Origin of the sequence: Streptomyces sp. 150FB (assembly GCF_000818195.1) — a bacterium.
Lineage (GTDB): Bacteria > Actinomycetota > Actinomycetes > Streptomycetales > Streptomycetaceae > Streptomyces.
Genome location: NZ_JTHL01000001.1, coordinates 2,196,897 through 2,208,778 on the forward strand (window position 1 = coordinate 2,196,897; position 11,882 = coordinate 2,208,778).

At 68.6% G+C, this 11,882-nt stretch carries 13 protein-coding genes, 1 pseudogene and 1 riboswitch; of the genes and pseudogenes, 3 read left to right on the forward strand and 11 right to left on the reverse strand.

What is annotated here, in order from left to right; genetic code table 11:
• Nucleotides 1–332 (reverse strand): annotated as a pseudogene (locus QR77_RS09095) (RNA-binding protein); the annotation flags it as partial.
• A gap of 35 nt (nt 333–367) precedes the next feature.
• A complete protein-coding gene (locus QR77_RS09100) occupies nt 368–610 on the reverse strand; it encodes a hypothetical protein (protein ID WP_040020841.1) in 243 nt (80 codons plus the stop codon).
• A gap of 158 nt (nt 611–768) precedes the next feature.
• Between QR77_RS09100 and QR77_RS09105 the strand changes: the two genes are divergently transcribed.
• Both QR77_RS09105 and QR77_RS09110 read left to right on the forward strand, forming a co-directional pair.
• The gene (locus tag QR77_RS09105) at nt 769–1,473 is read left to right on the forward strand and encodes a rhomboid family intramembrane serine protease (RefSeq protein ID WP_040020842.1); all 705 of its coding nucleotides are present in this window, start codon (nt 769–771) and stop codon (nt 1,471–1,473) included.
• Nucleotides 1,470–1,751, forward strand: coding sequence for an Lrp/AsnC ligand binding domain-containing protein (locus QR77_RS09110; protein WP_040020843.1), 282 nt, complete (start codon nt 1,470–1,472; stop codon nt 1,749–1,751). Before QR77_RS09105 ends, QR77_RS09110 begins: the two co-directional genes overlap by 4 nt.
• 55 nt (nt 1,752–1,806) lie before the next feature.
• Here the strand turns inward: QR77_RS09110 and QR77_RS09115 are convergent, their stop codons facing one another.
• From QR77_RS09115 to QR77_RS09140, 6 genes are all read right to left on the reverse strand, one after another.
• Nucleotides 1,807–3,264, reverse strand: coding sequence for an aminotransferase class V-fold PLP-dependent enzyme (locus QR77_RS09115; protein ID WP_078876562.1), 1,458 nt, complete (start codon nt 3,262–3,264; stop codon nt 1,807–1,809).
• A gap of 45 nt (nt 3,265–3,309) precedes the next feature.
• Nucleotides 3,310–3,427: riboswitch (SAM riboswitch) on the reverse strand.
• A 63-nt stretch (nt 3,428–3,490) separates the two neighbouring features.
• The gene (gene trpD / locus QR77_RS09120) at nt 3,491–4,555 is read right to left on the reverse strand and encodes an anthranilate phosphoribosyltransferase (protein WP_040020845.1); all 1,065 of its coding nucleotides are present in this window, start codon (nt 4,553–4,555) and stop codon (nt 3,491–3,493) included.
• Between the two features lie 191 nt (nt 4,556–4,746).
• Nucleotides 4,747–6,372: a cytochrome bc complex cytochrome b subunit gene (locus tag QR77_RS09125; RefSeq protein WP_040020846.1), complete on the reverse strand. Its 1,626-nt coding sequence runs from the start codon at nt 6,370–6,372 to the stop codon at nt 4,747–4,749.
• Nucleotides 6,369–7,433 (reverse strand): Rieske 2Fe-2S domain-containing protein, encoded by a 1,065-nt coding sequence (locus QR77_RS09130; RefSeq protein ID WP_040020848.1) that lies wholly within the window; start codon nt 7,431–7,433, stop codon nt 6,369–6,371. Before QR77_RS09130 ends, QR77_RS09125 begins: the two co-directional genes overlap by 4 nt.
• A complete protein-coding gene (locus tag QR77_RS09135) occupies nt 7,430–8,239 on the reverse strand; it encodes a c-type cytochrome (RefSeq protein WP_040020849.1) in 810 nt (269 codons plus the stop codon). The genes QR77_RS09130 and QR77_RS09135 overlap by 4 nt, the downstream gene beginning before the upstream one ends.
• 74 nt (nt 8,240–8,313) lie before the next feature.
• Nucleotides 8,314–8,934 carry a heme-copper oxidase subunit III gene (locus QR77_RS09140; protein ID WP_040020851.1) on the reverse strand — a complete coding sequence of 207 codons (621 nt, stop codon included), beginning with the start codon at nt 8,932–8,934 and terminating at the stop codon, nt 8,314–8,316.
• A 209-nt stretch (nt 8,935–9,143) separates the two neighbouring features.
• Between QR77_RS09140 and QR77_RS09145 the strand changes: the two genes are divergently transcribed.
• Nucleotides 9,144–9,545, forward strand: a complete 402-nt coding sequence (locus QR77_RS09145) for a hypothetical protein (protein WP_040020853.1) — start codon at nt 9,144–9,146, stop codon at nt 9,543–9,545.
• Between the two features lie 94 nt (nt 9,546–9,639).
• Here the strand turns inward: QR77_RS09145 and QR77_RS09150 are convergent, their stop codons facing one another.
• The 3 genes from QR77_RS09150 to QR77_RS09160 all read right to left on the reverse strand — a co-directional run.
• Nucleotides 9,640–10,899 carry an Ig-like domain-containing protein gene (locus QR77_RS09150; protein WP_040020855.1) on the reverse strand — a complete coding sequence of 420 codons (1,260 nt, stop codon included), beginning with the start codon at nt 10,897–10,899 and terminating at the stop codon, nt 9,640–9,642.
• A 107-nt stretch (nt 10,900–11,006) separates the two neighbouring features.
• On the reverse strand, nt 11,007–11,405 hold the full coding sequence (locus QR77_RS09155; protein WP_040020856.1) for a cytochrome c oxidase subunit 4: 399 nt from the start codon (nt 11,403–11,405) through the stop codon (nt 11,007–11,009).
• Nucleotides 11,402–11,882: cbb3-type cytochrome c oxidase subunit I (locus QR77_RS09160; protein WP_040020858.1), on the reverse strand; the 481-nt coding region annotated here is incomplete at its 5' end. The genes QR77_RS09160 and QR77_RS09155, both read right to left, overlap by 4 nt.

The following is an 11,882-nucleotide window of genomic DNA, read 5'->3' on the forward strand; positions in this document are numbered from 1 at the left end:
GCGGCCGCCGGCGGCGACCCCGACTCCAGCGCCGACGCGAGCTCGGGCTGCGCCTGGCCGATCCGCTCGCCGATGCGCTGCCGGAAGAGCGGGTCGCTCTCCAGCGCGGCGGCCATCGCGTTCCCCGCGAACTTGGCACGTCTGTTCGGCGTGAATCGGGCATACTGGCGGAGCTGCGCGGGCAGCTCCGAGACCGTCAGACCGCCGAAGGCGTCCGAAACCAGGGCCACGACCCTGCGCCGTACCCCCTCGGGGAGCGGGCGGTCGAGTGCCTCGACGGCGTCACCGCCGGCCGCACCGGCCGACTCGGCGCCGTTTGCGGGCTGCTCCACGATCCGTCACCCCACTACCCTTTCGGGCGGCTCCCTCAGGAACCGGCGCCCGGCCTGTCCACCAGCTCGATCTGATCCACCGCATTGCACCAACGGCACCGGACCGACTCGATGGTCTCACTGACCACCTCGCGCTCCTCCACCTTCGGTGCCCCGGCCAGGTCCAGATGGACGAACTCGACCACCTTCGACGAGCGGGTCACATCGAAGCGCGTGAGGTTGCCGCACAGCGTGCAGCGCCACCGCGTGGTCGCCGTCGGCTGCGGAACCGTCGTCATCGTGCCGTCTCCTTGCCTCTCGCCGTCTCTCGCCGTCTCCCGCCGCGGTACGCGTTCCCCGTGGCGGTTGCCCAACCCTACGGCCTCGGGGGTCTCCCTGACTGCGGCGAGGCGTTCCCTGCCGAATGATCCCGGTACGCCATGCTCTGTCCGTGAGCATGTGGCGGACGGTGACCCGGGGACCGGTGGCGACCTACGGACTGGCCGGTCTCTGTGTACTGGCGTTCCTGGCCGGCCCGGTGTCGGGGTTCGATCCGGCGTACGGAAAGGGGGACGCGCTGCTCGCCGCGCAGAGCGCGTACTTCCTGCGCTGGGGGGTGCTGCCCGCCGAACTCGACTTCAACTCTCCACACGCCCTGCTCACTCCCCTCACCGCGCTGTTCGTCCACGCGAACTGGCCGCACCTGCTGGGCAACATGCTGTTCCTGCATGTGTTCGGGGCGATGACCGAGCAGCGCATGGGCCGGGTCCACTTCACGCTCTTCTATCTCGGCGTCGGCTACGTCGCGCTCTTCGGGTACGCGGCCGTCAACGCCACCTCGGAGCAGACCCTCGTGGGGGCGTCGGGCGCGATCTCCGGCGTCCTCGGCGCCTTCCTCTACCTCTTTCCGAAGGCGCGGGTCACCAGCCTCTTCCCGTTCCTCTTCTTCCTGCCGCTGCGCTTCCCCGCCTGGGCCGTGCTGATCTTCTGGTTCGTCCTCCAGTGGCTGGCGGCGCGGGCCGCGGGACCGGGGCCGGGGGTCGCCTACCTCGCGCACCTCGTCGGCTTCGGCGCGGGCTTCCTCTACGCGTGGGTGCGCTACCGCCGTACCGATAGGGTGGGAGGCCAAACTGCGGCCACCGAGGGAGAACGTCAACCGTGATCACCGCGATCGTGCTCATCAAGACCAGCGTCGACCGGATCCCCGAGATCGCGGAGGCCATCGCGGCGCTGGACAGCGTCAGCGAGGTCTTCTCGGTGACCGGGACGTACGACCTGATCGCCATGGTGCGGGTGAGCGCCCACGACGACCTGGCCGAGATCATCCCCGGCGGGATCAGCCGCATCGAGGGAGTCGAGAGGACGGACACGCATGTGGCGTTCCGTGCCTACTCGCAGCACGACCTCGAAGCGGCTTTCGCCATCGGCCTGGACTCCTGACCCGGGCGGCGACCCCAGCGCTGTCCGGCCACCGGACAGCGCCCAGCAGCAGCCTCTAGCAGGGCGCAGGGACGCAACGGCCGTTCTCGGTGCGGTAGTTCCAACGGGCGCCGTCCCGCACCAGCTCCTTCACCGCAGCGAGGAACCGCTCCACGTGCTCGTCCGGCGTCCCCGCGCCGAAGCTCACCCTGATCGCGTTCAGCGAGGGCTCGCCCGGCGCCGCCTCGGGGGCGCCGCACTCCCCCGCCTCGCCCGGGTCGCTGTCCAGCAGCGTCCGTACCAGCGGGTGGGCGCAGAAGAGGCCGTCCCGTACGCCGATGCCGTACTCCGCCGACAGCGCGGCGGCGAAGTGCGAGCTGTTCCACCCGTCGACGACGAACGACAGCACACCGACGCGCGGCGCGTCGTCGCCGAACAGCGAGAGCACCCTGACTTCGGGCACCTCCCGGAGGCCCGCCTTCACCAGGCCGACCAGCCGCTGTTCGCGGGCGACCAGCGAGTCGAAGCCCGCCTCGGTGAGCGCGGCGCAGGCGGAGGCGATCGCGTAGGCGCCGATGACATTGGGTGAGCCGGCCTCGTGGCGGGCGGTCGTGGTGTGCCAGTCGACGTCGACCCCGCCGTCCGCGCGGCGGCTGACCTTACGGCTGGCGCCGCCGCCCGCGAGGTACGGCTCGGCGTCCCGCAGCCAGTCGGCGCGGCCCGCGAGCACACCCGAGCCGAACGGCGCGTACAGCTTGTGCCCCGAGAAGGCCACCCAGTCGACGTCGAGAGCGGCGATGTCGACCGGGTGGTGCGGCGCGAGCTGCGCCGCGTCGAGGACGATCCGGGCGCCGTGCGCGTGCGCGGCGGCAGCGAGTTCCCGTACGGGCCACAGCTCGCCGGTGACGTTGGAGGCGCCGGTGACACAGACCAGCGCGGGGGTGTCCGCGTCCCGTTCCGCGAGGGCCCGCTCCAGGGTGGCGACGGCGGCGGCCGGGGTGCGCGGGGCGTCCAGGTAGCTCACCCGGGCCTCCCGCCAGGGCAGCAGCGAGGCGTGGTGCTCGGTCTCGAAGACGAACACCTCGCAGCCGGCGGGGAGAACGGCGGCGAGCAGGTTCAGCGAGTCGGTCGTCGAGCGGGTGAAGACGACCTGGTCGTCGGGGCGGCAGCCGAGGAAGCGCCCGACCGAGGCGCGGCTGTTCTCGAAGAGGTCGGTGGAGAGCTGCGAGAGGTAGCCGGCGCCGCGATGGACGCTGCCGTAGTACGGCGCGTACGCGGCGACGTCGTCCCACACCCGCTGGAGGGCGGGCGCGCTCGCCGCGTAGTCGAGGGCCGCGTAGCTGACTTCGCCACCGGTGACGAGCGGGACGGTCACATCGCGCCCGAGCACCGGGAGCGGGTCCGGGCAGGACCCCGACCCGTCCCCGGCGGCGGACTCGACAGTCGACACGGCGCTGCGCCCGGCGCGACGCCCGGCCGGGGACGGGACAGTGGTGGTGAAGGTGGCGACAGCGGCCTGGGGGTATGCGGACATGTCGGAACAGCTCCCTGCGGACCAAGGGACTCCCTGACACGCAGGAGTCCGCGCTTGCCGCAGACCTCGCTGCCTGCGGCCTGGTCTTCACCCGGGGCACCCCGCCACGGACGGAGGGTTGCCGGACAGCGGGCCGGGGCCGTAGTCGCTGTCACTCATGACCTGTCGAAAATCATGACACAGCCACCGCTGTCGTGGGCAACCCCGGTCCACATCCCGGACAGTTTCAGGCCGTGCTGGCCTTCACCCAGCGCTCCAGCACGGACTTCGCCGCACCCGAGTCGATCGCCCGGGCCGCCTCGGTCATCCGGCCGGCGATCTGCTCGGCCAGCGGAGCGTCCGTCGGGTCCAGGGCGACCAGCGCCGCGGCCGAGTTGAGGACGACGGCGTCGCGCACCGGCCCCCGCTCACCCGCCAGCAGACGGCGGGCGACCTCGGCGTTGTACTCGGGATCCCCGCCCCTGAGCGCCTCCACGGGGACGATCTCGATCCCCACATCGCGCGGGTCGAAGGACGTCTCGCGCACCGCGCCGTCCCGGACGATCCACACCGTGGACGTGGCCGTGGTGGTCAGTTCGTCGAGACCGTCGTCGCCCCGGAAGACCAGCGACGAGTTGCCGCGCTCCGCCAGCACACCGGCCACGATGGGCGCCATCCGCCGGTCGGCGACACCGACGGCCTGGGACTTCACCCGGGCGGGGTTGGAGAGCGGCCCCAGGATGTTGAAGGTGGTCTGCGCGCCCAGTTCGGCGCGCGCCTTGGCCGCGTGGCGCAGGGCCGGGTGGAACGTCACGGCGAAGCAGAAGGTGATGCCCGCCTCCTCGGCGACCTCGACGACCCGCTGCGGAGTCAACTGTAGGTTGACGCCGAGCCTCGACAGCACGTCGGAGGCACCGCTCGCCGAAGAGGAGGCACGGCTGCCGTGCTTGACGACCTTGGCGCCGGTCCCCGCCACCACGATCGCCGCCATCGTGGAGATGTTGACGGTCTTGGCGAGATCGCCCCCGGTGCCGACGATGTCGACCGTACGTCCCGGGATCTCGATGGTGTGCGCGTGCGCGTACATGGCCCGTACGAGCCCGGTGATCTCCTCGACGGTCTCGCCCTTGGCCCGCAGGGCGACGGCGAATCCGGCGATCTGTACGTCGGTGGCCTCGCCGCTCATGATCTGGTCCATGGCCCACGCCGTGTCGTCGGGGCTCAGGTGTTCGCCGCGCATCAGGGGGGTGAGCAGGCCCGGCCAGGTGCGGGCCGCCACGGTGTCGCCTCCGACGGGGGTAACAGCGCTCATGCCTGCTCCTGAGTGTCTTGCGGACGGGTACGGGGCTGTGCGGGCGGCCCGCTTCGCCGCGGCCAAGCCTATCGGCGCCGAGGGCCGCGCAGAACGCCGAGGGCCCCGGCCGGTTCCCTCTCGGGAGACCGGGCCGGGGCCCTCGGTGGTGGTGACGCCTCGTACCGGGTTACAGCGGGTGGATCAGTGGATCAGTGGTGGCCGTGGCCGCTCGTGATCTCGTTGTACTCCTCGGCGGTGGGCTTGGGGATCTGGGCGTTCTCGCCGTAGAGCCCCTTGCTCAGCTTCACCTTGGCCTTCTCGATGGGCGACACCTTGCGCTCGACGCCGTTCTCGTCGGTCGTCACACCCAGCTCGGCCGGCTGGGTCTGCTCGTGCGCCGTGAGCCTGTACAGGTCGCTCTGGTCGAGCGGCGTGTGGATCTCGACGAACTCACCGTGCGGCAGCCGCTTGATGACACCGGACTCGCGTCCGTGCAGCACCTTCTCGGCGTCCTTGCGCTGGAGCCCCAGACAGAACCGTTTGGTGATGATGAAGGCGATGACCGGTAGCACGAAGAACGCGATGCGCACGAACCAGGTGATCACATTGATCGAGAGATGGAAGTGCGTGGCCCAGATGTCGTTGCCGCCACCCATCAGCAGCACGCCGTACCAGACCAGCCAGGCCACACCGAGCCCGGTGCGGGTCGGCTGGTTGCGTGGCCGCTCGGCGATGTGGTGCGCGCGTTTGTCGCCCGTGACCCACGCCTCGATGAACGGATACATCGCGATCGCGCCGAGCACCAGCGGGAAGACGACCAGCGGGATGAAGACACCCAGTACCAGGGTGTGCCCCGCGAAGTTGATCTCCCAGCCGGGCATCGCCCTGACCAGACCCTCGGGCATACCCATGTACCAGTCGGGCTGAGCGCCGGTGGAGACCTGGTCCGGCCGGTAGGGCCCCATGAGCCAGATCGGGTTGATCGTGGCGATGCCGGCGATGACCGAGATGACACCGAAGACCAGGAAGAAGAACCCGCCGGCCTTCGCCATGTAGATGGGCAACAGCGGCATGCCGACGACGTTCTTGTTCGTACGTCCGGGGCCCGCGAACTGCGTGTGCTTGTGGTAGAAGACCAGGATCAGGTGGCCCACCAGCAGCCCGAGCATGATGCCGGGCAGCAGCAGGATGTGGATCGAGTAGAACCGGGACACGAAGTCGGTGCCGGGGAACTCGCCGCCGAACAGGAAGAAGGAGATGTACGTACCGACGATCGGTACGGACAGGATCGCCCCGTCCACGAACCGCACACCGGTGCCGGACAGCAGGTCGTCGGGGAGCGAGTAACCGGTGAACCCGGTGAACATGCCCAGGACGAACAGCAGGAAGCCGAACAGCCAGTTGACCTCGCGCGGCTTGCGGAACGCGCCCGTGAAGAACACGCGCATCATGTGCACGAGCATCGCGGCGAGGAACACCAGCGCCGCCCAGTGGTGGATCTGCCGGATGAGCAGACCGCCGCGGACGTCGAAGCTGATGTCCACCGTCGACGAGAACGCCTCCGACATCCGTACGCCCTGGAGGGGTACGTAACTGCCGTGGTAGACGACCTCGTTCATCGACGGGTGGAAGAACAGCGTCAGATACACACCCGTGAGGATGATGATGATGAAGCTGTAGAGGGAGACCTCACCCAGCATGAACGACCAGTGGTCCGGAAAGATCTTCCGCATGTTGGCCTTGGCCAGGCCGTAGATGCCCAGCCGGCCGTCCGCCCAGTCGGCGATCTTCTCGCCGGCGGGCGCAGTGCGCTGTGATTCGTTCTCAGTACTCATCCGCGCTCCCAGAAGGCAGGACCGACGGGCTCGTCGAAGTCGCCGAGCGCCTCGAGATTGCCCTGACTGTTCACACCGATCCGCAACTGCGGGAGAGCGTGACCGGCCGGGCCGAAGATGACGCGGGCGCCGTCGGCGAGGTCGAAGGTGGACTGGTGGCAAGGGCAGAGCACGTGGTGTGTCTGCTGCTCGTACAGGCTGATGGGACAGCCGACATGGGTACAGATCTTCGAGTACGCCACGATCCCCTGGTGGGACCATTCGAGCTCGCGCTTGTCCTTGATCTCTTCCGGCTGGAGCCGGACGATCATCAGGGCCGCCTTCGCGATCTGCTTCTGGAACTCCTCGCTGTCCTCCTTCAGCCCGTCGGGCATGGCGAAGGTCAGTGAGCCCACAGCCACGTCCTCGGGACGCAGCGGCTCCATGGTGTTCATGTTGATGAGCTGCTTGCCCTTGGCCCAGAGCGTCTTGCGGAGCTTCTTCTCCGGCAGCGGGCCGAGGTCACGCAGCAGCACCACACCGGCGAGCGGCACCAGGGCCATCGCGCCGAACATGGTGTTACGGATCAACTTGCGCCGGCCGAAGCCCGACTCGGCGGCTCCGGCCGCGAAGTCCGCGAGGACCTGCGCCTTGACCTCGGGATCCGCGTCGACGGGATGGCGCTCGTCGGTCATCTCCTTGTCGGACATCAGCGTCCTGGCCCAGTGGACCGCGCCGGCGCCGATGGCGAGGAGCGCGACTCCCAGGGACACGCCCAGGGAGAAGTTGAGCGCGCTCACATGCCCGATCGGGAAGATGTAGATGTTCTTGTCGACCGGGAAGATCACGAACGAGGCGATGAACGCGACCGTGGCCAGCATCGACAGCGTGAAGAGGCCGGCGACCGCGCGCTCGGAGCGCTTGGCGGCTGCCTCGTCGATGTCCTGGATACGGGGCTCATGGGGCGGCAGCCCGGGGTCGGCGAACGGATCTCCCGTACGCGCGACCTCGCCGTGACCGGCGCCGTGTTCGTCCGGCAGGTTCTCCGCCGGGTGCTGTTCCGGATTCTCTTCTTGGCTCATGACTTCTTGGCCTTAGCAGTGTGGGCCGCGACCCAGATGGCGAGCGCGATCATGGCGCCCATACCGAAGATCCATGCGAACAGGCCCTCGCTCACCGGGCCGAGACCGCCGAGGCTCAGACCGCCGGGCGACTTCGCGTTGTCGCCGGCCACTGTGTGGACGTACGCGATGATGTCCTGCTTCTGCTTCTCCGGCATGGTCGTGTCGGGGAAGGCGGGCATGCTCTGCGGGCCGGTCTGCATGGCCTCGAAGATGTGCTTCGCGCTCACACCGTCGAGGGTGGGAGCGGTCTTGCCGTCGGTCAGCGCGCCGCCCTTGCCCTGGAAGTTGTGACACTGCGCGCAGTTGCTGCGGAACAGGTCGCCTCCCTTGGCGATGTCCGCGCCCGAGGGGCTGTACTGCGAGGAGGTCGGGATGCTCGGACCCGCGCCCAGGGACGCGATGTAACCGGCGAGCTGGTCGATCTCACTCTGCGAGTAGATGACCTTCTTCTCCGGGATCTGCACGCCCGGCTGCTGGGCGGGCATCCGGCCGGTGCCGACCTGGAAGTCGACGGCGGCTGCGCCGACGCCGATCAGGCTCGGCCCGTCGGAACTGCCCTGACCACTCATGCCGTGGCAGGTCGCGCAGCCGACGGCGAAGAGCTTCTTGCCCTCGGTGATGGCGAGCGACTGCGCGGTCGTGTCGGCCTGCGCCTTGTCCGCGGGCGCGAACACGGCGTACAGCCCTCCCGTGGCCGCTAGCGCGAAGAGGAGGACGACGACCGCCGCCAGCGGATGGCGTCGTCGTGCGGAGAGCTTTTTCACGGATTACCCCGGTGTCAGGATCTTCAGCGTCGGTGCTTCTGGACTGTGTGCAAGCGCGTCGGGCGCTTGGCCCGCTACTTGATCAGATAGATCGTGGCGAAAAGGCCGATCCAGACGACATCGACGAAGTGCCAGTAGTAGGACACGACGATGGCGGCGGTTGCCTGCTCGTGGGTGAACCTCTTGGCCGAGTACGTCCTGCCCAGAACGAACAGGAACGCGATCAGACCGCCCGTCACGTGCATCCCGTGGAAGCCGGTGGTCAGGTAGAACACCGAGCCGTACGGGTCGGAGGACAGCGAGAGGCCGTCGTTCCTGACGAGCTGGGTGTACTCGAAGATCTGGCCGCCGATGAAGATCGCACCCATCACGAACGTGATCGAGAACCAGGTGCGGAGCTTCTTCACGTCACCGCGCTCAGCGGCGAAGACGCCGAGCTGGCAGGTGAGCGAGGAGAGCACCAGAATCGTGGTGTTCGTCGCCGAGAACGGAACGTTCAGGTGCGACGCCACTTCCTTCCAGTGCGCCTCGCCCATCACGGAGCGCAGGGTGAAGTACATCGCGAAGAGGGCCGCGAAGAACATCAGCTCGGAACTCAACCAGATGATGGTTCCGACGCTGGTGAGGTTCGGCCGATTCACCGACGGGTGCGTGTGCCCGGTTTCTACTGTCGTTGCTGTCGCCACGACCGACATTATGTCGGTCGCTTATCCCGCCCTCACTCCGGGGGTCCCCGTTCGGTGTGTCCATGGGGTGTGTCCTGCCCGAACAGCTCATGGAAGAGCCGTCATTACCCGTGCTGACAGGCAGTCCGACGGAGTAGCATCCGCGCATCGGTTCATGGCCCCGGTCATGGCACTGGAAGCCCTGAAGACCTCGCAGACACTGATGTCACGGAGGAACAATGCAGCCGACCGCCACGGTGCTGGTCTACAGCGACAACGCGCAAACCCGCGAGCAGGTGCGGCTGGCGGCCGGCCGCAGGCCCGCCGCCGACGTGCCCCCGGTCCGGTTCCTGGAGTGCGCGACCCTCCCCGCCGTGCTCACCGCCCTGGACAAGGGCGGCATCGACGTCTGCGTGCTGGACGGGGAGACGGCGCCCGCCGGCGGTATGGGCGTGTGCAGGCAGATCAAGGACGAAGTCTTCAACTGCCCGCCCGTGCTGCTGCTCATGGGCCGCCCGCAGGACGCCTGGCTGGCCACCTGGAGCCGTGCGGAGGCCGCGGTGACCCTTCCGGTCGAACCGGTCGGTTTCGCGCAGTCCCTGGCCGCCCTGCTGCGTTCGAGGCTCGCGGTCAAGGTCTGAGCGGTCCGAGCGGGGAGCCGCTCTCCGGGCCCCCGCCACCCGGGCGGTGGCGGGGTCGGAGCCGGCGTTCGGAGATGGCGTTCGGAGCGGGGGCTCAGAGCTGCGGCCGGAGCCGTGCCCTGTCGGCCGGAGCGCCGCCGTCCCTCGCGCCCGTCTGGAGGACGCTGCCCTTGCGCCACTGGTCCCAGTCCAGGTTCCAGTCGCCGAAGCCGTTGCCGAAGGGCTCCATGTCGTCGCCGCCGCTGTTGACGACCTTGACGAGGTCGCCCTGGCGGACGGTGTCGAAGAACCACTCGGCGTTGCTGGTGGACATGCCGATGCAGCCGTGGCTGACGTTGGCGGAGCCCTGCGAGCCGACCGACCACGGCGCGGCGTGGACGTACTCCCCGCTCCATGTCACCCGTGTGGCGTAGTACACAGGCAGGTCGTAGGAGTCACCGCTGCCTTCGGCGATGCCGATGCTCGTGCCGCGCATCCGGACGAAGTACTCCTTGCCCAGCACCACTTTGATGCCGTTACGGGTGGAGAAGCCCGGCTTGCCCGTCGTCACCGGCACGGTGTTGATCTCTTCGCCGTTGCGCAGAACCGTCATCTCGTGCGTCTCGGCGTCGGCGACGGCCTCGATGCGGTCGCCGGTGGTGAGTTTGATCGGCTTCACCGCCCCGCCGTAGAGCTTGCCGGTGACCTTCACTCCTTGGAGTGACCCGCTCGCCGTGACGGTGGCGTGCGCCGGCCAGTACTGCCGGGGCCGGTAGTGCAGGGTCTTGGAGTCCACCCAGTGCCAGGCGCCCTCGACCGCGGGCACGGAAGTCACCTTCAGTGCTCTTTCTATGACGGCCCTGGCCTCCTTGGCCTTCACGGGCGCGCTGAGTTCGGCCGTGATGGGCTGCCCGACCCCGTATGTGCCGCCCTTGGGTCCGAACTTGACCTTCAGGAACTTCTTGGCCGCCGAGGTGTCGAAGCTGAGCGTACGGGCGCCGGGGGCGCCGTCGTCGTCCTCGGTCGCGATCTTCACGGTGTACCGCGCGCCGGCCGCCATCGGCGCCGTGGAGTGCCAGCGCGTGCCGTCGGCACTGAGTTCGCCCGCCAGGTAGTGGCCCGCTGTGTCCCTGGCCGTGACGTCCGTGATCCGGCCCTCGTCGCTCTTGGCTGTGATCTCCAGCGGCTTGTCGGGGTCCGTCTTGCGGCCCGAGGGGGAGCTGAAGGAGATCTGTTCCGCCGCGTCGTAGGGGCTGTCGGAGAGTTGGCTGTTGTCCGTCGTCCCACCGATGCTGCACGCAGCCGCGCCCGCCACGAGGGGCACGAGCAGCAGGGTGCAGCCGAGAACGGTGCGGATGCGTGGCGTGTGGTTCATGCGACCACGGTATGAAGATTCGCCTTTTTCAGCGCGACGAGTGTGGCAAACGAGGGGCCCGGACACTCCTCGCGGAGTGTCCGGGCCCTTTTTCGCCGGTGCTCGTGTTACTGGTTGCGGCTTTCACCGCGGTAGTACTCGAAGACCCAGCCCCAGAGACCCACCAGGATCAGGGGAGCCGCGAAATACAGCAGCCACCAGCCGATGGCCACACCGAGGAAGGCGAACGCCCCACCGACGGCCAGGGCGAACGGCTGCCAACTGTGCGGGGAGAAGAAGCCGACCTCGCCGGCCTCGTCCGCCACGTCGGCGTCCTTGTCGTCCTGGGCGAGCGCGTCCATCCGCTTGGCCGTGAACGACAGGTAGAAGCCGATCATGATGCTCAGGCCGAAAGCGAGGAAGAGCGCGGTCGTACCGGCCGCCTCCTTCGACCACACGCCGTACAGGACGGCGACGGCGAGGATGAAGATGCTCAGCCAGATGAACAGCCTGCCTTGGAACTTCACTTCCCGGCCTCCTTGCCGCCGACAAGGGCGGTGTCCTTCGGACCGACGTGCTCAAGCTGGTCGAGGGCGGCGATCTCCGGGTGGTGCAGGTCGAACGCCGGAGACTCCGAGCGGATGCGCGGCAGGGAGATGAAGTTGTGCCGGGGCGGCGGGCAGGACGTCGCCCATTCGAGTGACCGGCCGTAGCCCCACGGGTCGTCGACCTCGACCTTCTTGCCGTACTTGGCGGTCTTCCACACGTTGTAGAAGAACGGCAGGATCGACAGGCCGAGCAGGAACGAGCTGATCGTGGAGATGGTGTTCAGCGCGGTGAACCCGTCGGCGGCGAGGTAGTCCGCGTACCGCCGTGGCATGCCCTCGGCGCCCAGCCAGTGCTGGACGAGGAAGGTGCCGTGGAAGCCGATGAACAGCGTCCAGAAGGTGATCTTCCCGAGCCGCTCGTCGAGCATCTTCCCGGTGAACTTCGGCCACCAGAAG

Coding starts and splice junctions, on each gene's coding strand:
- QR77_RS09100 (WP_040020841.1), bottom strand. CDS start 610: ATGACGACGGTTCCGCAGCCGACGGCGACCACGCGGTGGCGCTGCACG.
- QR77_RS09105 (WP_040020842.1), top strand. CDS start 769: ATGTGGCGGACGGTGACCCGGGGACCGGTGGCGACCTACGGACTGGCC.
- QR77_RS09115 (WP_078876562.1), bottom strand. CDS start 3,264: ATGTCCGCATACCCCCAGGCCGCTGTCGCCACCTTCACCACCACTGTC.
- trpD (WP_040020845.1), bottom strand. CDS start 4,555: ATGAGCGCTGTTACCCCCGTCGGAGGCGACACCGTGGCGGCCCGCACC.
- QR77_RS09125 (WP_040020846.1), bottom strand. CDS start 6,372: ATGAGTACTGAGAACGAATCACAGCGCACTGCGCCCGCCGGCGAGAAG.
- QR77_RS09130 (WP_040020848.1), bottom strand. CDS start 7,433: ATGAGCCAAGAAGAGAATCCGGAACAGCACCCGGCGGAGAACCTGCCG.
- QR77_RS09140 (WP_040020851.1), bottom strand. CDS start 8,934: ATGTCGGTCGTGGCGACAGCAACGACAGTAGAAACCGGGCACACGCAC.
- QR77_RS09145 (WP_040020853.1), top strand. CDS start 9,144: ATGCAGCCGACCGCCACGGTGCTGGTCTACAGCGACAACGCGCAAACC.
- QR77_RS09150 (WP_040020855.1), bottom strand. CDS start 10,899: ATGAACCACACGCCACGCATCCGCACCGTTCTCGGCTGCACCCTGCTG.